Raw genomic sequence first — 21,593 nt, forward strand, 5'->3', positions numbered from 1 at the left:
CCCGTGCGCATCTTCGACCCGCACATCCACATGACGTCGCGCACCACGGACGACTACACGGCGATGTACGACGCCGGCGTGCGCGCGGTCGTCGAGCCCTCGTTCTGGCTCGGGCAGCCGCGCACCAACGTCGGCAGCTTCGCTGACTACTTCGACGCGCTCATCGGCTGGGAGCGGTTCCGGGCGGCGCAGTACGGCATCCGCCATCACGCCACGATCGGCCTGAATCCCAAGGAGGCGAACGACCCGCGCTGCCGCGAGGTGCTCGGCCTGCTTCCCCGCTACCTCGGGAAGGACGGCGTCGTCGCCGTCGGCGAGACCGGTTACGACTCGATGACCGCCGCCGAGGACGAGGCGTTCGCCGCGCAGCTCGAGCTCGCCGACCGCTTCGGGCTCCCGGCGCTCGTGCACACGCCGCATCGGGACAAGGCCGCGGGCACGCTCCGCACGCTCGACGTCGTCCGCGAGTCGGGCCTCGCGCCCGAGCGCGTCGTCGTCGACCACCTCAACGAGATGACCGTGCGCGCCGTCGCCGAGAGCGGCTGCTGGATGGGCTTCTCCATCTACCCCGACACGAAGATGGACGAGCGCCGGTTCGTCGCGATCCTCCAGGAGTACGGCACCGAGCGGATGCTGGCGAACAGCGCCGCGGACTGGGGCCACTCCGACCCGCTGAAGACGCGGGCCACCGCCGAGGCGATGCTCGAGGCCGGGTTCACCCTCGACGACGTCGACGTGGTGCTCTGGCAGAACCCCGTCGCCTTCTACGGGCAGAGCGGCCGCCTCAACCTCGACCCGGTGCCGGGCTTCGAGGCGGATGCCGCGGACATCGCGTTCGCCGCAGCGGGTGCCACGTTCGAGGGCAACTCGGTGGTGCGGGGGGTGCGCGCCTGATGGAGCTCTCGTACTGCACCAACGTCCACCCCGCCGAGGACCTCGAGGGCGTCCTCGCCCAGCTCGACGCGTACGCGGGCCCCGCCCGCCGCGCCGCCGGGCTCGAGCGGCTCGGCGTCGGCCTGTGGCTGCCGGCCGACCTCGCCCGCCGGCTCGTCGCCGACTCCGAGGGGCGCGGCCGGCTGCGCGCCGGGCTCGAGGCCAACGGCCTCGAGGTGCGCACGATCAACGCCTTCCCGTACGCGGCGTTCCACGCGGAGGTCGTGAAGCTCGACGTCTACCGGCCCGACTGGACCGACCGGCGCCGTGCCGACTACACGCTGGACTGCGCCGCCGTGCTCGCCGAGCTGCTGCCGCCCGGCGGGTCGGGCAGCATCTCGACGCTGCCGCTCGGCTGGCGCACGCCGTGGACCGCCGACGACGACGCGCGCGCGACCGCGGCGCTGCGCCGGGTCTCGAACGGGCTCCGCGACCTGCGCGCGCGCACGGGCCGCACGATCCGCCTCGCGATCGAGCCCGAGCCGGGCTGCGTGCTCGACACCGTGGCCGACGTCGTCCGGTGGCTCGCCCCGCGCCTGCGCGCGACCACGTCCGACGCCGAGACGGATGCCGCGGCCGACCGCCGCGCCGACGGCATCGATCCCGAGCACGTCGGCATCTGCCTCGACACCTGCCACCTCGCGGTCTCGTTCGCCGAGCCGGCCGCGACCGTGCGGCTCGTGGAGTCGGCCGGCATCCGGGTCGTGAAGGTGCAGGCCTCGGCGGCGCTCCACGTCGAGGATCCCGCCGACCCGGCGAGCCGGGAGGCGGTCGCCGCGTTCGTCGAGCAGCGCTACCTGCACCAGACCCGCGAGCTCGGCTCCGACGGCGCCGTGACGCCCGTCGACGACCTGCCCGAGGCACTCGCGGACCTCCCCGGCGACGGCCCCTGGCGGGTGCACTTCCACGTTCCGCTGCACCTCGCCCCGACGCCACCGCTGCTGGCGAGCACCGACGTGCTGCGCGAGGCCGTGGCGGCGGTGCGGGCGACGGCGCACGGCGACGAGGCGCACCTCGACATCGAGACGTACACGTGGTCGGTGCTGCCCGGCGGCGTCGACGACCTCGTCGACGGCATCGCCGCCGAGCTGCGCTGGGCGGTCGAGGAGCTGCTCACCGCGGACGAGGCGGCCGCCGTGGCATCCGCTCGCACCCCCGCGGCCCTCGAGGAGGTCGCCTCGTGACCCGGGTGCTCCTGCTCGACGTCGTCGGGCTCACGGAGCGCGCCCTCGGCCACATGCCGCGCCTTCGGGCGATGGCGGCCGGCGGCGTGCAGACCCGCCTCGGCACTGTGCTGCCCGCCGTCACGTGCACAGTGCAGTCCACGATGCTCACCGGGCTCGCGCCGGCGCAGCACGGCATCGTCGGCAACGGCTGGTACCTGCGCGACATCGGCGAGGTGAACCTCTGGCGGCAGCACAACGCGCTCGTCGGGGGCGAGAAGGTCTGGGAGACCGCGCGCCGCTCCGAGCCCGGCTTCACGGCCGCGAACGTCGGCTGGTGGTACGCGATGGGCGCGAGCACCGACATCACGGTGACGCCTCGCCCGATCTACCACGCCGACGGACGCAAGTCGCCCGACGCCTACACTCGGCCGCCCGCGCTGCACGAGCGGCTCACCGAGGAGCTCGGCACGTTCCCCCTGTTCCACTATTGGGGTCCGACGGCGTCGATCCGCTCCAGCCGGTGGATCGTCGAGGCCACGCGCATCCTCCTGCGCGAGCAGGGCTCCGACCTCGTCATGGCGTACCTGCCGCACCTCGACTACGACCTGCAGCGCTTCGGGCCCGACTCCCCAGAAGCCGACCGCGCCGCCGCCGAGCTGGATGCCGCGCTCGCGCCGCTCCTCGACGACGCGCTCGCGCTCGGGGCATCCGTCATCGCGGTCGCCGAGTACGGCATCGCACGAGCCGATCGACCCGTCGACGTCAACCGGATGCTGCGCGCCGAGGGCCTCCTCGAGGTGCACGAGCAGCAGGGGCGCGAGCTCCTCGACCCGCTCACCTCTCGGGCGTTCGCCGTCGCCGACCACCAGGTCGCCCACGTCTACGTCGCGGACCCGGCCGACGTGCCGCGAGTGCGCGACCTGCTCGAGCGGCTGCCCGGCGTCGACGAGGTGCTCGACCGCGAGCAGCAGGCCCGCTACGGGCTCGACCACGAGCGGTCGGGCGAGCTCGTCGCGGTCGCGGAGCCCGGGGCCTGGTTCACCTACTACTACTGGCTCGACGACGACCGGGCGCCCGACTTCGCGCGCGGCGTCGAGATCCACCGCAAGCCGGGGTACGACCCCGCCGAGCTCTTCCTCGACGCCGCCGACCCGCTCGTGAAGGTGCGCGCCGGCATGAACCTGGTGCGCAAGAAGCTCGGGCTGCGATACGCGATGAACGTGATCCCGCTGGATCCGTCGTGCGTGCGCGGCACCCACGGCCGGCTGCCCGACTCGGCCGACGACACGCCGCTGCTCCTCAGCTCCGACGCGTCGCTGCCGTTCTGGGATGCCGCGCCCGACCTCGTGCCGGCCGCCGGCGTGCGGGACCTCGTGCTGCAGGCGGCGCGCGTGACCGGGGCGGCGGTCCCGCGGTGAGCACGACGGCCGGTGCCGACGTCGAGCTCGTCGTGCTGCTCGACGACGCGGGATCGCCCGTCGGCACCGCCGACAAGCGCCTCGTGCACGGCCCCGACACCCCGCTGCATCTCGCGTTCTCCTGCTACGGCTTCGACGCCGACGGCCGGATGCTCCTGACCCGCCGCTCCCTCGCCAAGCGGACCTGGCCCGGCGTCTGGACGAACGCGTGCTGCGGGCATCCGACTCCGGGCGAAGACCTCGAGGACGCCGTGGTGCGCCGTGTGCGCCGGGAGCTCGGCGTGGAGCCGCGGGACCTCCGGCTCGTGCTGCCCGAGTTCCGCTACCGCGCGGTGGCGCCCGACGGCACGGTCGAGCACGAGGTGTGCCCGGTCTTCGTCGCGGCGCTGCCGACGACGCTCGCTCCCGATCCCGACGAGGTCCTCGAGTGGGCATGGGTGGCTCCGACGGCCTTCGTCGAGCTCGCGGAGACCGCGCCGTTCCTCCTCAGCCCGTGGAGCGTGCTGCAGGCGGCCGAGTTCCGCCGTGGGAGCGCGCTCACGATGACCGATCCGGCAAGCGCCTTCCGAGAACCTGTCGGCCACTGACCCTCCAGCGCCGGTCATTCCTCGACCGGCCCACCCGACTCGCGGAACCTCGGCGGAAATCACCGAGACATCCGAGTCTGGTGCTCGATCTTCGACCCTCGAACGTGAGAGTATATGACTATGAACGACGTAAGTCCTCCGGTCGACGACGCACACGTCACCGCCCTCGGATCCTCGGTCGCGAGCGACCTCTTCCAGATCCTGCGCGACGGCCGACCGCGCACCCGCACCGAGCTCTCGGCCATGACCGGACTCGCCCGGTCGACGGTCGCGCTCCGCATCGACGCGCTCATGAACCTCGGGCTGGTCGGCCCGGTCGGCGACGCCGTCTCCACGGGCGGTCGCCCCTCGAGCCAGTTCGCCATCACGGCCAGCGGCCGTGTCGTGCTCGGCGTCGACGTCGGGGCCTCGCACGTCCGCCTCGCCGTGAGCGACCTCACCGGCCGCATCCTCGGCGAGAGCGACGATCGCATCCCGGTCTCCGACGGCCCCGAGGCCGTTCTGAGCTGGGTCTCCACCGCGGCGAAGGAACTCCTCGCCCGCGTCGGCCGCGACGAGCGCGACCTCCTCGCGATCGGCATCGGGCTGCCCGGTCCGGTCGAGCACAGCACCGGCCGACCCATCAACCCGCCCATCATGCCCGGCTGGGACCGCTTCGACGTGCCCGGCTGGTTCAGCGACGTCTTCGACGCGCCCGTGCTCGTCGACAACGACGTGAACATCATGGCGCTCGGCGAGCGCGAGCTGTCGTGGGCCGAGGTCGACCACCTCATCTTCGTGAAGGTCGCCACCGGCATCGGCTCCGGCGTCATCTCGGGCGGCATCCTCCAGCGCGGCGCGCAGGGCACCGCCGGCGACATCGGCCACGTCTACGTCGCGCGCGGCGCCGACGTGCCCTGCACCTGCGGCAACCGCGGATGCCTCGAGGCCCTCGCCTCGGGTCCCGCCATCGCCCGCGAGCTCCGCGAGACCGGCCTCGTGGCCGAGTCCAGCCAGGACGTCGTCGACCTCGTCAAGCGCGGCAACATCGACGCCATCCAGTCGGTGCGCCAGGCCGGCCGCGACATCGGCGAGGTGCTCACCACGTGCGTGAGCCTCATCAACCCCTCGGTCATCGTCATCGGCGGCAACCTCGCGCAGGCGGGCGAGCACCTCATCGCCGGGGTTCGTGAGATCGTCTACACGCGCTCCATGCCGCTCGCGACCGAGCACCTGCAGATCACGCAGTCCAAGGCCGGGTCGGATGCCGCGGTGCTCGGCGCCTGCATGCTCGCGATCCACCACGCCCTCTCGCCCGAGAGCGTCGAGGCGATGGTCGTGGGCGCGCCCATCCCCGCACGGTAGGGACGCCTCTGCGGCATCCGCTGCGCAAGCGAAGAGGCCCTGGTCGCTGCGACCGGGGCCTCTTCGGTTGGCGGCGCCCGTCGGCGCCGAGTCAACGGCTACTTCGTGCTGAACGCGGCGTCGAACGCGGCGTCGGGCGCGTCGAACGCGAGCCGGCGCACGAACTCGAGCGCCTCGGGCGCGCCGACCAGGCGGTCCATGCCGGCATCCTCCCACTCGACCGAGATGGGGCCCTGGTAGCCGATCGTGTTGAGCATGCGGAACGCGTCCTCCCACGGCACGTCGCCGTGGCCGGTCGAGATGAAGTCCCACCCGCGGCGCGCGTCGGCCCACGCGAGGTGCGAGCCGAGGCGGCCATTGCGGCCGTTCACCATGCGCTTGCGCGTGTCCTTGCAGTCCACGTGGTAGATCCGGTCCTGGAAGTCCCAGAGGAAGCCCACCGGGTCGAGGTCCTGCCACACCATGTGCGACGGGTCCCAGTTGAGGCCGAACGCCTCGCGGTGCCCGATCGCCTCGAGTGTGCGCACCGTCGTCCAGTAGTCGTACGCGATCTCGGACGGGTGCACCTCGTGCGCGAACCGCACGCCGACCTCGTCGAAGACGTCGAGGATCGGGTTCCAGCGGTCGGCGAAGTCCTGGTAGCCCGCGTCGATGAGCTCCTGCGACACCGGCGGGAACATGGCCACGTACTTCCAGATCGCCGAACCGGTGAAGCCCACGACGGTCTTCACGCCGAGCTTCGCCGCGAGTCGGGCGGTGTGCTGCATCTCCTCCGCGGCGCGCTGGCGCACGCCCTCGGGCTCGCCGTCGCCCCACACGCGCGCCGACAGGATGTCGCGGTGCCGTGAGTCGATCGGGTCGTCGCAGACGGCCTGGCCCTTGAGGTGGTTCGAGATCGCCCACACCTTCAGGCCGTAACGGTCGAGCAGCGCCAGCCGGTCCTCGATGTACGCGTCGTCGTCCCAGCGCCACGGGTCGAGGTGGTCGCCCCAGCAGGCGATCTCGAGTCCGTCGTAGCCCCACTCCGAGGCGAGGCGCGCAACCTCCTCGAGCGGCAGGTCGGCCCACTGGCCGGTGAACAAGGTGATGGGTCTGGTCACGGAATCCTCCTCGATGCGATGTGACGATATGTGGTCAGCCGACGTTCGTCCAGACGCCGCGTTCGCTCGAGCTGCGCTCGACGGCGCCGAGCACGCGCTGCACGTGCAGTCCGTCGGCGAACGAGGGCTCGGGCTGCACGCCGGCGGCGATCGCCTCGACGAAGTCCTTCGCCTGGTGGCTGAATCCGTGCTCGTAGCCGAGCATGTGCCCGGCGGGCCACCATGCGCCCACATAGGGGTGCTCGGGCTCGGTCACGAGGATCTTCGTGAAGCCCTGACGGTCGGTGGGCGCGGCGCCGTCGTAGACGTGCAGCGCGTTCATGTCCTCGAGGTCGAAGGCGATCGCGCCGTTCGAACCCGAGACCTCGATGCGCAGGGCGTTCTTGCGGCCGGTGCTCATGCGCGAGGCGACGTAGGAGCCGAGCGCTCCCCCGTCGAAGCGGCCGGTGAAGAGGGCGACGTCGTCGACGGTCACCGTGCCGACGCCCGCGCCGGCGGTGCCCGAGAGGCCCGAGCCCGACTCGAGCAGCGGACGCTCCTTCACGACGGTCTCGATCGTGCCGGCCACGTCGACGAGGCGCTGGCCGGTGATGAACTGGGACAGGTCGATGGCGTGCGCGCCGATGTCCCCGAGGGCGCCCGAACCGGCGTGCTCCTTCTGCAGGCGCCACGCGAGCGGGGCCGTCTCGTCGACGAGCCAGTCCTGCAGGTATTCGGCCTTCACCTGGCGGATGTCGCCGATGCCGCCGTCGGTCACGATCTGGCGTGCGAGGGCGACCGCGGGAACGCGGCGGTAGGTGAAGCCGACCATGGCGTACACGCCGCGGGACGCGGCCTCCGCTGCGGCCTCGGCCATCGCCTCGGCCTCCTCGACGGTGTTCGCGAGCGGCTTCTCGCACAGCACGTGCTTGCCGGCCGCGAGCGCGGCGATCGCGATCTCGGCGTGCGAATCGCCCGGCGTGACGATGTCGACCACGTCGATGTCGTCGCGGTCGAGCACCTCGCGCCAGTCGTTCGCGGTCTCGGACCAGCCCCACTTCGCTGCGGCGGATGCCACGGAGCCGCCGTTGCGCCCCACGAGGAGCGTCATCTCGGGCGTGGCGGGCAAGTCGAAGAACCGCGGCGCGACCCTCCATCCCTGCGAATGGGCGGCACCCATGAATCCGTAGCCGATCATGGCTACCCGCAACGTGCTCATCGTTCTCTCTCTCGTCCCCGGCGAGGGGTGGGTCGTGGGACGCCCGCGTCGCGAGCGCGACGCGGGCGTCCGATTCGTCGTGCGGCTGCCCCGGTGAGCGGGCGGACCCTGTCCAGGCGGGCGTCGCCCGCTCACCGGCCGCGGATCAGGATGCGAACGCGGTCGGGAGGTACTCGTCCACGTTCTCGGCCGTCACGACGGGTGCGTAGAGCACGATGCGCGTCGGCACGTCCTGCTCCACGAGGTCGCCCAGCGACTTGCCCTGCGCCACGAGACGCGCGAGCGCGATGCCGTCGGCGCCCTGGGTCGACGGGTAGATGACCGTCGCCTCGAGCACCGAGTCGCCGGACTTGATCTGGTCCATCGCGTTCTTCGAGCCGGCGCCGCCGACCATGAAGAACTCGTCGCGGCCCGCTGCGTCGATCGCGGCGAGGACGCCGACACCCTGGTCGTCGTCGTGGTTCCAGATGGCGTCGATCTTCGGCGCGGCGGCCAGCAGCTGCGAGGCGGCAGCCTCGCCGCCCTGCACCGTGAAGTCCGCGGCGACGCGGTTGCTGACCTCGAGGCCGCAGTCGTCGAGCGCGTCGGCGAAGCCGCGCGAACGGTCCTGCGTGAGGGGCAGCGAGTCGATGCCGGCGATCTCCGCGACGACCGCGTCGGGGTTGTCGCCGAGCTTCTCGCAGATGTAGGTGCCGGCGCTGACGCCCATGCCGTAGTTGTCGCCCAGGACGGTGACGCGGGCGGCGAACGGGCTCGAGAACTCGCGGTCGACGTTGATCACCGGGATGCCGGCCTCCATGGCCTTGATCGCGACCTCGGTGAGCGCCGCGCCGTCGGTCGGCAGCAGCACGATGGCGTCGACGCCGTCGTTGATGAAGGTCTCGACCTGGCTGATCTGCAGGTTCGCGTCGTTCGTGCCCTCGGCGACGACGAGCTCCACGTCGTCGTACTTCTCCGCCTCGGCGATGGCCGCCGAGTTGATCGCGCCGAGCCAGCCGTGGTCGGCGGCCGGGCCCGAGAACCCGATGCGGACCGTGTCGCCGGACTCCGAGTTGTTGGCGTTGTTGGTCGGACCGGCGTTGGTGTCGTCGGTCGAGGCGGTGCAGCCGGTCACGAGGCCCGTGACCGCCAGCATGACGCCTGCCGCGGCCACAAGGTGCCGACGGGAGTGCGCTGTGCGCATGTGCTTCCTCCGTTTCAGTGATTCGCAGACATGCCGGCGGAGACGCGGAGCGCGCGTACCCGGGGAGGGGATCGGCAGCTGCTGTCCACGCTGACAATCGTCACCGTAGCATAAGTGCACGCTCGGTTGTCACCTTTTTATCGTGACTCGTCGTAAGTCGTGACCGACCCGTGATCTCGGTAGTTTCCTACGCGCGCGCGCATGCACGCGTATACGTTTGAGGGTGACGCTCGTCCTGGCATGGGTAGTCGTCGCGGCCCGTCATCTGTTATGTTCATCGCATGATCAAAGGTGATAACACTGCGTCATTACTCGAGATGCGCGGGATCACGAAGGAGTTCTCCGGCGTCCGAGCGCTCTCCGGCGTCGACCTCGAGGTGGTCGCAGGCGAGGTGCACTGCGTGCTCGGCCAGAACGGTGCGGGCAAGTCGACCCTCATCAAGGTGCTCGCCGGCGCGCACCAGCCCGACGGCGGCGAGATCCTGTGGCAGGGCGAGCCCGTGCAGATCGACAACCCGGTCGCGGCCATCGACCTGGGCATCGCGACGATGTACCAGGAGCTCGACGTCGTCGACGGCCTGAGCATCGCCGAGAACATCTACCTCGGCCATGAGCTCGCCACGGGCGGGGTGCTGCACCGCGGCCAGGCCGCGAAGCACACGCGAGCGCTGCTCGCGCGGCTCGGCCACGGCAACCTCTCCCCCCACCGCGAGGTCGGCACGCTCTCGGCCGCCAACAAGCAGATCGTCAGCATGGCGCGCGCCCTTTCGCACGACGCCAAGCTCATCATCATGGACGAGCCGAGCGCCGTGCTCGACTCCGAGGAGGTCAAGAACCTCTTCCGCGTCGTCCGCGAGCTGACAGCCCAGGGCATCGCGATCATCTACATCTCGCACCGCCTCGAGGAGATCCGCCAGATCGGCGACCGCATCACCGTCATCAAGGACGGGAAGAGCATGGCGACGGGCCTCAAGGTCTCCGAGACCCCGACTCCCGAGCTCATCCGCCTGATGACGGGCCGTTCGGTCGAGAACGTGTTCCCGGCACGCCGGCCGCTCCCCGCCGATGCCCCCGTCGTGCTCGGGGTCGACGACCTCGGCCTCAAGGGCGAGTTCTCGGAGGTCTCGTTCGACGTCCGCGCCGGCGAGGTCGTCGGCCTCGCAGGGCTCGTGGGATCCGGTCGCTCCGAGATCCTCGAGACCATCTACGGCGCGCGCAAGGCGACGTCGGGCTCGGTCTCGGTCGCGGGCAAGCGACTGAAGGCGGGATCCGTGAACGCGGCGGTCGAGGCCGGCGTCGGGCTCTCCCCCGAGGAGCGCAAGAGCCAGGGCCTCATCCTCGAGGAGCCCATCTTCAAGAACGTGACGCTGGCCACCTTCGCCCGCTTCGCACGCGCGTCGTTCCTCGACGAGCGCCGCGAGCGCTCGGTGACCCGCGAGCAGATCGAGGCGCTGGAGCTGCGACCCGCTGATCCCGACCGCATCACCGGCACGCTGTCGGGCGGCAACCAGCAGAAGATCCTCCTCGGCCGCTGGCTCGTGCACGGCACCCGCGTGCTGCTGCTCGACGAGCCCACCCGCGGCGTCGACGTCGGCGCCCGCGCCGAGATCTACGCCCTCATCCGTCGCCTCGCCGACGCCGGCAACGCCATCGTCGTCGTCTCGAGCGAGATCGAGGAGGTGCTCGGCCTCTCCGACCGCGTCCTCGTCATCGCCGACGGGCGCGTCCTGCACACCACCCCCGCCACCGACATCGACGAGCACGGCGTGCTCGATCTCATCATGGAAGGAGTCGCCGCGTGAGCGACCAGACCACCGCCCCCGCCGCCGAAGCGACGACCGAAGCCCCGAAATCCGACGAGAGCCTCGCGCGTCGTCTTCTCGGCGGCGCGGTGGGCCGCAACCTCGGCCTCGTCATCGCACTGCTGCTGCTCGTCGCCGTCGGCGCGATCACCGCGGGCGACCGCTTCTGGAACTTCGAGAACTTCCTGACGATCATCCGCTTCGCCTCGATCATCGGCGTCATCAGCATCGGCATGACGTTCGTGATCACGGCGGGCGGCATCGACCTCTCCGTCGGATCGGTCATGGGCCTCGCGACCGTCGTCGCGTCGCTGTCGTGGGTGCAGGCGGCCGCCGACCAGACGAGCTGGCTGCTCATGGTCGCCGTCGCCCTCGCGGTCGGCGCCGGAGCCGGCCTCGTCAACGGCATCGTGATCGCCTACGGCAAGGTGGTGCCGTTCATGGCGACACTCGCCATGCTCGTCGGCGCCCGCGGACTCGCCGAGCTCCTGTCGAACAAGACGACCCAGATCGTCACCGTCAACGGGTTCCTCGACTTCTTCCGCGGCTCCTTCCTCGGCATCTCGTGGCTCATCTGGATCTTCGTGATCGTCGCGGTCGTCGGCTGGTTCCTGCTCAACCGCACGACGTTCGGCCGCCGCACGGTCGCGATCGGCGGCAACTTCGAGGCCACGCGCCTCGCCGGCATCCGCGTCAAGCGCCACCTCGTGGCGCTCTACGTGCTCGTGGGCCTCACCGCGGGCATCGCCGCGGTCATGATGCTCGGCCGCACCACAGCCGGCACGTCGACCCACGGCCTGCTGTACGAGCTCGACGCGATCGCCGCGGTGGTCGTCGGCGGCACGCTCCTCGTGGGCGGTCGCGGCACCATCGTCGGCACGGTCCTCGGCGTCCTGATCTTCTCGACGCTGACCAACGTGTTCACGCAGAACAACCTCTCCACGTCGGTCCAGGCCGTCGTGAAGGGCGTCATCATCGTGGTCGCGGTGCTCCTGCAGCAGCGCTTCGCCTCGCGCCCCGGCGGTCGCAGCACGAGCTGACGCGCACCGCTCCGAACGACCCGATGCTCCCCGGCGACTCGCCGGGGAGCATCGTCGTGTGCGCGGGATCCATCCCTGATCGATGGTTCGGCGGACGATCCGCCGGGCAACTCGGCCCGCGGACTCGCGCGGAGACGAATGCGTCCCGGGTCGCACCCGTAACGTGCGACCCGGGACAGTGCGGCACCCCTCTACCAAGAAAGGAGCAGCCCCGTCAGCCTAGGCCACACCGCGCCGGTGTTCCTCCCCCAGCACGGGGGTGGCGGGGTACACGAGGGGTGACCGGATGCCGCGTCGACTCGTCGAATCGACCGGCCCGACGTGCCTCGCCGGTCCGACGCTCCGATCCGGCACCGCCAGGCACCCGCCCACGATGCGCGACGCCACCGACCGAATCGGGGTACACCGCTCGGCATCTCGATCCAGCCGCGATGCTCGGCCACAGACACCGCCGCGCGGCATCCGGGCACAGAGAACGGGCCCCGGTTCCGGGCACACGAGAACGGGCCCCGGTTCCGAGCACACGAGAACGGGCCCCGGTTCCGAGGAACCGGGGCCCGTCCGTCGGGCGGGGCTTACGCCGTCAGCTGCTTGAGGTCGGCGATCACCGCCTGGGCCGCGCGGATCACCAGGGCGGCCGCGTCGGCGTCGGTGCGGATCCGGTTGGGGACCTGCTTGACGATGAACTCGAGCTTGCTGATCGCCAGGGTCGTGTTCCCGGCGGCCAGCGCCGCGTCGATCTCGGCCAGCGTGTCACCGAACGACTGCTTCGCGCCGTTGGTGATGCGCCCGTCGGCCTTGAGCTCGGCGAGCAGCGAACGGATATCGCTCGTCGACGTGGTGAACGCGAGCTGGTCGAGTTCGACACCACCCGTGCTCGTCACGTAGAGCCGGTCGGTGCCCTGAGGCACCTCGAGCAGCGGCGACGAGATCTCCTTCCATGCGCCGCTCGTGTTGGCGACGTCGATGGTCAGGAACGCGTCGGCCTCAGCCGAGCCCCAGCGGAGCGACAGGGTGCCGGTGCCGATGGCGCGAGCCTCGACTCCCGTGATCCCGATGAGGTTCACCGGGTCGTAGGCGAGCCAGTCACCGGCGTCGAACGACACCACCTTGCGAACGCCGTGCGCGGTCGTGTCGTCGACGACCTCGATGCCGCTGCGCGCGTCGGCGTGCTCCGCCTGCAGTTCACGCGGGTTGAGCAGCGTCACCGCATCGCCCAGGAGCGCCGGCGCGGTCGCGGTGCCGGCGTCGGTGTACGAGGCGCCGATCACACCGTAGATGTTCTCGGTCTCACCGTGCCCTGCCTCGGACTGCGTCTCGATGGTGGCGGTGCATCCGCTGCCCGTGAAGAGCGGGTGGGCGTGCGTGTTGTCGTGGCCCAGGCCGTAGCTCCACAGCACCCGGCTGCAGTCGATCGTCTCCTCGGGGTCGGTGACCTTCACCTCGAAGGCGACCTTGTCGCCCCAGTCGGTGAACGAGCCGTTCTCGGGGGTGATGATCTCCACGATCGGTGCCGTGTTGCCCACCGTGATGACGACGGAGGTCAGGCTGACCCGGCCGCCGGCGTCGGTCACGCGAACGCGGGCGGTGTACTGGCCGTCCTCGGTGTACGTGTGGCTGATGGTGGCGGGGCCGTCGGTGAAGGTCCCTTCGCCCTCGAGGTCCCAGGCGAAGCTGAGCGCGAGGTCGTCGGGGTGGGTGCTGCCGGCGGCCGAGAAGTCGACCGTGAGCGGGCCGTGACCCGACGTGACCGAAGCGGTGAGGTCCGCGCGCGGACCCTTCGTGCCCACGACGTAGTCGACCCGGTAGAGGCCCGCGTCGGGGTTCGGCCGGAAGAAGCCGTCACCGTAGTCGAGCACGTAGAGCGAGCCGTCGGCACCGAACTCGAAGTCGATCACGTTGTCCCAGACCGGCATGCCCGCCGCGGTCAGCGCCGAGTTGGGCAGGAAGTCCTGGATCTTCGTGACCGGGCCGTCGGGGTCGTCCTGCGAGAACGCGAAGACGCGGTCGCGCGAGAACTCCGCCATGAAGGCCTTGCCGTCCCAGTACTCGGGGAACTTCGTCGCCGACTCGTTCTCCTCGTCGAAGCGGTAGGTCGGGCCGCCCATGGGCGCCTGGCCGCCGCTGCCGAACTCGGGCCACGGCTGGTGCGTCGGCTGGTCGCCGTACCAGAGCTGCGGAGCGGTCGCCGGAGGCAGCTGCTGCAGGCCCGTGTTGTAGGGCGACGGGTTGACCGGCGCCGTGCAGTCGTACCAGTTGCGCACCGTGAGGGTCTCGTAGTCCCAGTTGCTGTAGTTCGCGTTGGGACCGTGGCAGAGGGGCCAGCCGCCGTTCACGGGAACGGTGGTCGACTGCCACTCGACGTAGCCCATCGGGCCGCGGTCCACGTTCGCCGTGCCCGCGTCGGGGCCGTAGTCGCCCCACGTGACCGCGTTCGTCACCGGGTCGTAGTCGATCCGGAACGGGTTGCGCACGCCCATCACGAAGATCTCGGGGCGTGTGCCTGCGGTGCCGGGCGCGAACAGGTTGCCGGCCGGGATCGTGTACGAGCCGTCGTCCTGTACGTCGACCCGGAGGATCTTGCCGCGCAGGTCGTTCGTGTTGCCGGCCCCGCGACGTGCGTCGAAGCCGGGGTTGAAGCCGGCCCGGTCGTTCATCGGCGCGTAGCCGTTGGCACCGGGCGCGCTCGCGGGCGTGTTGTCACCCGTGGAGAGCAGCACGTTGCCGTCCTTGTCGAACGCGACGTCGCCGGCGACGTGGCAGCACTGTCCGCGGTTGACCTCGACCTTGATGATGACCTGCTCGGTCGCGAGGTCGAGGGAGCTCGTCGCGGCGTTCCACTTGAAGCGGCTGAGCTGGTTGTAGCCCTTCCACTGGTTCCAGTAGCTCCCGTCAGCGCCGGCGGGCAGGGAGTTCGGCGCCGATCCGGTCGGCGTCGTGGCGGGATACGGCGCCGTCATGGTGCGCGGCGCGTAGTAGAGGTAGACCCACCCGTTCTCCTCGAAGTCGGGGTCGAGGGTGATCGTCTGGAGGCCGTCCTCCGAGTTGGCGTAGACGTCGACGGTGTTGATGACCGTGGTCGTGCCCTGCGCGGGATCGGTCAGGCGCACCTGGCCGCCGCGCGTCGTGTGGAGCACGCGCGAGTCGGGCAGGACGGCCATGTCGATGGGCTCACCGACGTCCTTGGAGAGGGTGACCTTCTCGTAGTTGGCCCAGGTGGTGGCCGAGATCTCGTCGCCGTGATCGTCGCCGTCATGAGCGAAGGCGGTGGCGGGGCTCATCGCGAGCGCCGTCACCGCCAGGAGTCCGCTGAGCGCGAGCGCGCCCAGGCGGAACCGGGGTGTGGACATGGATGTCTCCTTGGTAGAGGGGTGTGGTGGTGTTGCGGATGCCCCGGGGCCGGGGTTACGGTCCGGCCCCGGGGTTTCACGCGACGCGTCGCGTGGTCATCGACACGGTCAGCCGCGGAGGCGCGCCATCCCGTCGTAGGCCACCTGCGCGAACTGCAGGGACTGGCCGGGGTTGGCCGCGCCACCGGGCGCCGTGTCCTGCTCCCACATCGGGTTGTGGTAGCCCTTGGCGCCCATGCGCTGGAAGAACGTCGTGTAGTCGATGTCTCCCTGGCCGAACGGCACCATGTCGTAGCCGTTCGCGGTGTTGGGGTTGCTCTTGCCGTCCTTGGCGTGGAACAGCGGGAACCGCTGGGTCTGGGCGGCGACCAGGCCGGCGGGGTCGAAGACGTTGGTCACAGCCGAGCCGTCGGGCGCGGTGTAGACCTTGTGCTTGAACTGCGCCACGTGCGCCCAGTAGATGTCCATCTCCAGGTACACGTAGTTCGGGTCCGTGTTCTGGAGGAACCACTCGAGGCGGCGCAGGCCGCTCGAGCGGGTCGGACGACCCAGCGCGTCGGTCGGGCCGCTGTCGAGCAGGAAGCTGTAGGCCACGTCGTGGTTGTGCGTGTACAGCTTCAGCCCGTGCGTCGCCGCACGTGCGCCGAGGATGTTCCAGCGGTCGGCCGCGGCCTGCCAGTCGGCGAGGTAGGCGCTGCCGGTCGGGTCGCTGCCCGTGCCGATGTGCCCGAAGCCGAGGATGTTCGCGACCTCGCAGGCGGCGTCGAACTGCGCCAGCGTGGCGTCGGTGATCGACCCCGGGATCGAGCCGTGGTTGCCCTCGGCCTCGAGTCCGTTGTCGTCGAGCCACTTGCGCAGCAGCTGGGCACCGGCGACGTTGTTGACGTTGCCGCCCTCGGCGTTCGCGTGCTGGCCGTAGCCGGCGAACTCGATCTGCTTGTACCCGATGCGCGACAGCTCCTGGAACACCTCCTTGAAGCCCGACGCCAGGTCGGTCGTGTTCGGGTCGCGGCTGATCGCGTCGCGAACGGTGTACAGGATGATGCCCCGCTTCCCGGGCGGGATGAGGACGCCGTTGCTGCCGGGGGCGGCCTTGGCGGCACCGGCCGCCTGGGCGAGGGCCTGGGCGGGGCTCCCGCCGATCGCCGCCGCACCGAGGGCAGCCGCCGCGGCCATGCCCGTCGTCGCCGCGAGCAGCTGGCGCCGGGACAGGCCGAGGCTGCGCCCCAGCTGCGGATCGTCGGATCGATCGATCAGATCGCTCATGATGCTCCTTTGCACTGATGTGTTGGGGGGTGCAGCCGCGGCCCGAGTGATCGGGCCCCGATTGCCTTCGACGCCGTCCCGGTTCGCACCGGTCGAGCGCCTCACGTGAACCGAGCGGATCACGCTTTTTCGGACACTACGGCATTTGTTCTGAGGCGGTCAAGCAAAAGACGAGTCTCCGGTTTTGACTTTTGAATCGTTGTCGTCATAAGTGAGGACACGCCTCAGTGACGCCGGGCACGCCGGAGTCCCGGAGGCCCAAAGGGACCTCCGGGAGGGCGGTGGGAATGGCTCAGGCGGCCGCGTCGGCGTCCTTGACCGCGGGCTGGGCGGCGGTCGCCTGGGGGCTCGCCGGCTTCTCGCCCTCGTCGCGGATCTCGGTCTTGAGGATGCGCATGGACTGGCCCAGGCTGCGCGCCAGCGCAGGGATCTTGGGGGCTCCGAACAGCAGCAGGATCACGACCACGACGATCAGGGCGTGCCACCCGTTGAGATTGGCGAACATGGGTCTCCTCCGTACTCCATCGTGCGAAACGCGACTCCGTCGCTGCGTTTACAGCTTATGCACAGCGGTCGCCATATGTCCATCGGCACGCATGGATCGGCACTCCCGATCGTCCCTCGTTCACGGGGCAACCGGAGCCGAAATGACCCTCGATCAGGGGCGGAGCACCGGCAGCGGGCCGCCCTCGCGAGGCTCGGCCCACAGGTCGACGCCCTCGGTCGTGCGCGCGAACGCGTCGATCTCGGCGAGCTCCTCGGCGGAGAAGTCGAGGCGGTCGAGCGCCGCCACGTTCTGCTCGAGCTGCGCGACGCGACTCACGCCGAGCACCAGGCTCGTGACCCGCTCGTCGCGCAGCGCCCACGCGAGCGCGAGCTGCGGCAGCGACTGGCCGCGGCGCTCCGCGATGGCCGTGAGCCCCCTGAGGCGTTCCACGAGCTCCTCGGTGATGACCTCCGAGTCGAGCGAACCGTCCGTCGACGCACGCGAGCCCTCGGGCACCCCCTCGTGGTACTTGCCGGAGAGCAGGCCCTGGGCGAGCGCGGTGAAGCCGATGATGCCGAAGCCGTGGTCGCCCGCGGCATCCACGAGGCCATCGGTCTCGATCCAGCGGTTGAGCATCGAGTACGAGGGCTGGTGGATCGTCAGGGGCACGCCGCGCTCCGCGAGCAGCTCGTGCATCCGACGCGTGTCGGCGGCCGAGTACGACGAGACGCCCACGTAGAGCGCCTTGCCGTGCTCGACGATCGACGCCAGGGCGCCCGCGGTCTCCTCCATGGGCGTCTCGGGGTCGGGTCGGTGGTGGTAGAAGAGGTCGACGTAGTCGAGCCCGAGGCGTCGCAGCGAGGCATCCAGCGATGCGATGACGTGCTTGCGGCTGCCGCCCACGCCGTAGGGCCCCGGCCACATGTCCCAGCCGGCCTTGGTCGAGACGACGAGCTCGTCGCGATACGGCGCGAGGTCGGCCGCGAGCACGCGGCCGAAGTTCGCCTCGGCCGAGCCGTACGGCGGGCCGTAGTTGTTCGCGAGGTCGAAGTGCGTGATGCCGAGATCGAAGGCCCGGCGCACGATCTCGCGTTGCGTGTCGAGGGGCCGGTCGTCGCCGAAGTTCTGCCACAGCCCGAGCGAGAGCACCGGCAGCTTGAGTCCGGATGCCCCGACGCGCCGGTAGGGCATGCGGTCGTAGCGGGCGGGGTCGGCAGCGTAGGTCATGGACCCGATCGTAGACCGGCCCTCACCGGCGACTCACATGATGGCCGAGAAGGCGCTCCAGCCCGATCCCACCGTCGTCGCGGGCCCGAGTCCGCCGGCCCCGTTGCCCCGGTACAGCAGCAGTCCTCCGGACGAGTTGCGCGCGAGCACGTCGACGAATCCGTCGCCGTTGAAGTCGCCAGGGCCGACGATCGGGTTCAGGCCTCCCCAGCCGGCGCCGATCGTGGATCGCGTTCCCCAGCCGCCCCGCCCGTTCCCCGGATACAGGTAGAGCGTTCCGTCGGTGCCGCGCGCGAGCACGTCGACCGCACGGTCCCCGTTGAGGTCGCCGGCACCGACGAGGGCGTTCATGGTTCCCCATCCCGAGCCGACCTGCACCGGCGAGAGCCAACCACCCGACCCGTTGCCCGGGTAGAGGATCATCCGGTAGTCGTTGTCGATCGCGAGCACGTCGACCCTGCCGTCACCGTTGAAGTCGCCGGGGCCGACGATCGAGCGCATGATGTTCCATCCCGAGCCGACCTGCGACGGGGCGCGCCAACCGCCGACCCCGTCGCCCGGGTAGAGCAGCAGGCGGCCCGTGGTGTCGCGGGCGAGCACGTCGACCTTGGCGTCACCGTCGAAGTCGCCCGGGACGAGGATCGTCGTCATGACGTTCCAGCCCGTCCCGATCTGCCGGGCGGGCTGCCATCCACCTGCGCCGTCGCCCGGGTGGAGCCAGAGGTTGCCCGCCGTGTCCCGAGCCAGCACATCGGCGCGGCCGTCTCCATTGAAGTCGTGGCTCGGCCCGGCCGGCTTGACGACCTGGACCGTGTACCGCTGCGATCCCACCGCCGATTGGTTGCCCGCCGTGTCGACGCCGAGGTAGCGCAACTCGAACGACGTCTGCAGCGACAGCGGCGCGCTGTAGAGCGGGCTGTTCGTCGTCGGCACCGACCCGTCGACCGTGTAGTGGATGCGAGCGGACTCATTGGCCGACAGCGTGATCGACTGGCCCTTGGCGTAGGTGCCCCCGATCGGCGTCGCCGTGATGGTGGGCGGCGTGGTGTCGGGGACCACCACGGTGAACGTCCGGGCCGCCGTACCGGTGTTCCCCAGTGCGTTCGTCGCCTCGACCGTGAACGTGTGGGCTCCCGCCGTCACGGCCGTGTAGGCCCGTGGCGACGTGCACGCCGCGAACGCCTGGGCGTCGAGCTTGCACCGGAACGTGGCATTCGTGGTGCCAGGTGCCGAGAACTCGAAGCTGGGCGCAGCCGTCGTCGTGGATCCGTCGGCGGCCGGGTTGCTGATGACCGGCGCGGGAGCCGCGAAGCTGACCGTGAAGGTCACCGAGCTCGGCGGGCTCACCGTTCCCGCCGCATCCACGCCGACGACCTGGAGCGTGTGCGAACCCTCGGTCGTGAACGTCAGGACGTCTCCCGAGGCGCACGGAGCCTGCTTCCCGCCGCTGGCGGGGTCGAGCGTGCACCGGAAGGTCGATCCGGGATCGCCCTGCAGCTGGATGGTCGTCGTGCGGCCGACCGTCTGGCCGTTGCTCGGGAGGACGATTGCCGGCGGCCCGGGCACCGAGTAGCTCTGGGACACGGCCGCCGAAGCGTTCCCGGCAGGGTCGACCGCGAAGTATCGCAGGGTGAACGAGCCGGTGATCGTGAGCGGCGCCGCGTACACGGGGCTGCTCGTCGTGGGCGTCGAACCGTCGGTCGTGTAGTAGATCTTCGCGGGCTCGTTCGTCGTCATCGTGATCTGACGGCCCACCTCGTAGCGACCGCCGGCGGGCGTGACCGTCACGGTCGGCGCCGTGGTGTCGGCGGCCGGCACCCGATAGACCTGCTGCCCCGCAGCGGAGGCGTTGCCGGCCGTGTCGACCGCGAAGTACCTGAGGGTGAACCCGGCGGTCAGCGGGATGGGCCCGCTGTACACCCGGCTGGTCGTCGTCGGCGCCGTGCCGTCGGTGGTGTAGTAGATCGTCGCCGGCTCGTTGGCGGTGAGCGTGATCGGCTGGCCGACGGCGTACTCCCCGCCGGCGGGCGAGGCGGTCACGACCGGCGCCGTCGTGTCGGCGGGTCCGCGCCACGCCTCGAACTCCGCGAGGCCTGCGGCCGTGGTGGAGGCGCTGACGGCCGTGACGTTCAGCCGCACCGAGGTGACGGTGCGGACCGGGAAGGTCACCGTGAGTCCCGCACCGTTGTTGGGCAGCGCGGCGACCGGGACGATGCCGCCGTCGGAGAACTGGAGCGTCGCGCCCGTGATCTGGTCGGCGGTGTTCGGCCGGTCGTACAGAGTGATGCCCTCGAGCGGCGTGGGCTTGGGGAAGGTGAACTGGATCCAACCGCCGACGCCCTGGTTGTTCGTGACCCATTCGCGTGCGGCATCCATCGGTGCACCCATCGGGTAGCCGTCCGAAGCACGATCCGCGGCCTGGGAGGTCGACTTGATCGAGGATGCCGCAACGATGACGCCGGTCTCGCGGACAGCGTTCTTCGTCGGTTCGGATGCCACGAGGTACTGGCGCTCGAGCCAGACGTCGTGCGGGTACTCGGGGCAGCCCTCGTTCGGGTTGCTGCAGAGGAACTTGTCGTACGCCGCGAACGTGACAAAGGCGTCGATCGTCTTCTGGAGGTCCGGGCCGGTGACGTTCGCGGGATAGTTCCAGATCGGGTATCCCTCGTAGGCGAGGAGCGTGTGCGGAGCGGTGTACCGGCCGCTGGCGAGGCGCGCGAACATGGCCGTCGCCCAGTGGTCGCTGTGGTCGTCGAGGTTGTTGGGGTTCGTGGTCCAGTCCTGGGTGCGCACCGTCGTGGGCGCGAAACTCGTCATGAGCTGCACGAGGATGTCCCGGACCTCGTTCTTGGTGTACCACTCCTTGTCGTCGACGGTGTGCACGAGCGAGATCTCGCCGTTCCACAGCTTCTGGAGGCTCTCGTAGCCGTACGGGGCGCTGCCGCTCCCGTCGAACCCGTCGGGGATCCGCAGGAACACCACGGAGACGTGCGGTGCGGCCGTCAGCGTGTGCACGGAGACCGCACCGGCGCTGACGCCGGCGTCCGCCGCGGTCCAGCGATTCGCGACGCCGGCCATCTGCGCGTACGTCGCCCGGATGCCGGACTCGAGGCTCCCCCAGTACGCGGCGCTCTCGCCCGCCTCGCCCGCGGTCGTGTAGACGACGCGCGTGCAGCGGCCGGCCTGGATGTCCTGGAGGATGTGCGGGTTGAGGAAGAGCAGGTCGTCGTCGGTGTGCGCCACCACCGTGAGCGACCCGCCGGTGCACGGCGTCGCGGCCGAGGCGGACGGCGCCGGTCCGGACGTGGCGGGCGCGACGACCTGGGCGACGACGAGCGCCACCACGACCAACAGCGCGGCAATGAACCGCGACCACGGTCGGCGGGCTTGCAGGGCACCGAACGCCCGACGATCATCCAGCGTCTTCGCCATGAACACGAGGCTATAGATTCGTGATTCCGCTCGCGACCGCGAGAGGCCGCATGCGGACCC

General features: G+C 70.6%; 15 protein-coding genes. 7 read left to right on the top strand and 8 right to left on the bottom strand.

Going from position 1 to position 21,593, the window contains the following annotated elements; translation table 11 throughout:
* Positions 1-3 precede the first annotated feature (3 nt).
* The 5 genes from ACFVN5_RS11380 (at position 4) to ACFVN5_RS11400 (ending at position 5,448) form a co-directional block, all read left to right on the top strand.
* The gene (locus ACFVN5_RS11380) at positions 4-894 is read left to right on the top strand and encodes a TatD family hydrolase (RefSeq protein WP_376955234.1); all 891 of its coding nucleotides are present in this window, start codon (positions 4-6) and stop codon (positions 892-894) included.
* Positions 894-2,117: a metabolite traffic protein EboE gene (eboE, locus tag ACFVN5_RS11385; RefSeq protein ID WP_376955236.1), complete on the top strand. Its 1,224-nt coding sequence runs from the start codon at positions 894-896 to the stop codon at positions 2,115-2,117. Before ACFVN5_RS11380 ends, eboE begins: the two co-directional genes overlap by 1 nt.
* Complete coding sequence (locus ACFVN5_RS11390) at positions 2,114-3,517, top strand: alkaline phosphatase family protein (protein WP_376955237.1); 1,404 nt, start codon at positions 2,114-2,116, stop codon at positions 3,515-3,517. Before eboE ends, ACFVN5_RS11390 begins: the two co-directional genes overlap by 4 nt.
* Entirely contained in the window at positions 3,514-4,104 is a 591-nt protein-coding gene (idi, locus tag ACFVN5_RS11395) for an isopentenyl-diphosphate Delta-isomerase (RefSeq protein ID WP_376955238.1), read from the top strand. Before ACFVN5_RS11390 ends, idi begins: the two co-directional genes overlap by 4 nt.
* A 120-nt stretch (positions 4,105-4,224) precedes the next feature.
* The gene (locus tag ACFVN5_RS11400) at positions 4,225-5,448 is read left to right on the top strand and encodes an ROK family protein (protein WP_376955239.1); all 1,224 of its coding nucleotides are present in this window, start codon (positions 4,225-4,227) and stop codon (positions 5,446-5,448) included.
* 98 nt (positions 5,449-5,546) lie between these two features.
* Here ACFVN5_RS11400 and ACFVN5_RS11405 read toward each other — a convergent pair whose 3' ends face one another.
* The 3 genes from ACFVN5_RS11405 to ACFVN5_RS11415 all read right to left on the bottom strand — a co-directional run bounded on the left by ACFVN5_RS11405 (position 5,547) and on the right by ACFVN5_RS11415 (position 8,929).
* A complete protein-coding gene (locus ACFVN5_RS11405) occupies positions 5,547-6,548 on the bottom strand; it encodes a sugar phosphate isomerase/epimerase family protein (protein WP_376955241.1) in 1,002 nt (333 codons plus the stop codon).
* 34 nt (positions 6,549-6,582) lie between these two features.
* The gene (locus tag ACFVN5_RS11410) at positions 6,583-7,746 is read right to left on the bottom strand and encodes a Gfo/Idh/MocA family protein (protein ID WP_376955242.1); all 1,164 of its coding nucleotides are present in this window, start codon (positions 7,744-7,746) and stop codon (positions 6,583-6,585) included.
* Between the two features lie 145 nt (positions 7,747-7,891).
* On the bottom strand, positions 7,892-8,929 hold the full coding sequence (locus ACFVN5_RS11415; protein WP_376955243.1) for a substrate-binding domain-containing protein: 1,038 nt from the start codon (positions 8,927-8,929) through the stop codon (positions 7,892-7,894).
* 281 nt (positions 8,930-9,210) lie between these two features.
* On the opposite strand from ACFVN5_RS11415, the gene ACFVN5_RS11420 reads away from it, so the two are divergent.
* Together ACFVN5_RS11420 and ACFVN5_RS11425 are read left to right on the top strand one after the other, a co-directional pair.
* Positions 9,211-10,731 (top strand): sugar ABC transporter ATP-binding protein, encoded by a 1,521-nt coding sequence (locus ACFVN5_RS11420; protein WP_376955244.1) that lies wholly within the window; start codon positions 9,211-9,213, stop codon positions 10,729-10,731.
* Positions 10,728-11,771, top strand: coding sequence for an ABC transporter permease (locus ACFVN5_RS11425; RefSeq protein ID WP_376955245.1), 1,044 nt, complete (start codon positions 10,728-10,730; stop codon positions 11,769-11,771). Before ACFVN5_RS11420 ends, ACFVN5_RS11425 begins: the two co-directional genes overlap by 4 nt.
* A 575-nt stretch (positions 11,772-12,346) precedes the next feature.
* Here ACFVN5_RS11425 and ACFVN5_RS11430 read toward each other — a convergent pair.
* The 5 genes from ACFVN5_RS11430 to ACFVN5_RS11450 all read right to left on the bottom strand — a co-directional run bounded on the left by ACFVN5_RS11430 (position 12,347) and on the right by ACFVN5_RS11450 (position 21,533).
* Positions 12,347-15,121 (bottom strand): PQQ-dependent sugar dehydrogenase, encoded by a 2,775-nt coding sequence (locus tag ACFVN5_RS11430; RefSeq protein WP_376955246.1) that lies wholly within the window; start codon positions 15,119-15,121, stop codon positions 12,347-12,349.
* 108 nt (positions 15,122-15,229) lie between these two features.
* Entirely contained in the window at positions 15,230-16,387 is a 1,158-nt protein-coding gene (locus ACFVN5_RS11435; RefSeq protein ID WP_376955247.1) for a sugar phosphate isomerase/epimerase family protein, read from the bottom strand.
* A 292-nt stretch (positions 16,388-16,679) separates the two neighbouring features.
* Positions 16,680-16,892, bottom strand: a complete 213-nt coding sequence (gene tatA, locus ACFVN5_RS11440) for a twin-arginine translocase TatA/TatE family subunit (RefSeq protein ID WP_376955248.1) — start codon at positions 16,890-16,892, stop codon at positions 16,680-16,682.
* A gap of 153 nt (positions 16,893-17,045) precedes the next feature.
* A complete protein-coding gene (mgrA, locus tag ACFVN5_RS11445; RefSeq protein ID WP_376955250.1) occupies positions 17,046-18,101 on the bottom strand; it encodes an L-glyceraldehyde 3-phosphate reductase in 1,056 nt (351 codons plus the stop codon).
* A gap of 33 nt (positions 18,102-18,134) precedes the next feature.
* Positions 18,135-21,533, bottom strand: a complete 3,399-nt coding sequence (locus ACFVN5_RS11450) for a chitobiase/beta-hexosaminidase C-terminal domain-containing protein (RefSeq protein WP_376955252.1) — start codon at positions 21,531-21,533, stop codon at positions 18,135-18,137.
* Positions 21,534-21,593 lie beyond the last annotated feature (60 nt).

Origin of the sequence: Agromyces sp. NPDC057865 (genome assembly GCF_042796995.1) — a bacterium.
Classification (GTDB): Bacteria; Actinomycetota; Actinomycetes; order Actinomycetales; family Microbacteriaceae; genus Agromyces.

Coding starts and splice junctions, on each gene's coding strand:
- ACFVN5_RS11400 (WP_376955239.1), top strand. CDS start 4,225: ATGAACGACGTAAGTCCTCCGGTCGACGACGCACACGTCACCGCCCTC.
- ACFVN5_RS11410 (WP_376955242.1), bottom strand. CDS start 7,746: ATGAGCACGTTGCGGGTAGCCATGATCGGCTACGGATTCATGGGTGCC.
- ACFVN5_RS11450 (WP_376955252.1), bottom strand. CDS start 21,533: ATGGCGAAGACGCTGGATGATCGTCGGGCGTTCGGTGCCCTGCAAGCC.
- ACFVN5_RS11420 (WP_376955244.1), top strand. CDS start 9,211: ATGATCAAAGGTGATAACACTGCGTCATTACTCGAGATGCGCGGGATC.
- ACFVN5_RS11435 (WP_376955247.1), bottom strand. CDS start 16,387: ATGAGCGATCTGATCGATCGATCCGACGATCCGCAGCTGGGGCGCAGC.
- mgrA (WP_376955250.1), bottom strand. CDS start 18,101: ATGACCTACGCTGCCGACCCCGCCCGCTACGACCGCATGCCCTACCGG.
- ACFVN5_RS11430 (WP_376955246.1), bottom strand. CDS start 15,121: ATGTCCACACCCCGGTTCCGCCTGGGCGCGCTCGCGCTCAGCGGACTC.
- tatA (WP_376955248.1), bottom strand. CDS start 16,892: ATGTTCGCCAATCTCAACGGGTGGCACGCCCTGATCGTCGTGGTCGTG.
- eboE (WP_376955236.1), top strand. CDS start 894: ATGGAGCTCTCGTACTGCACCAACGTCCACCCCGCCGAGGACCTCGAG.
- ACFVN5_RS11415 (WP_376955243.1), bottom strand. CDS start 8,929: ATGCGCACAGCGCACTCCCGTCGGCACCTTGTGGCCGCGGCAGGCGTC.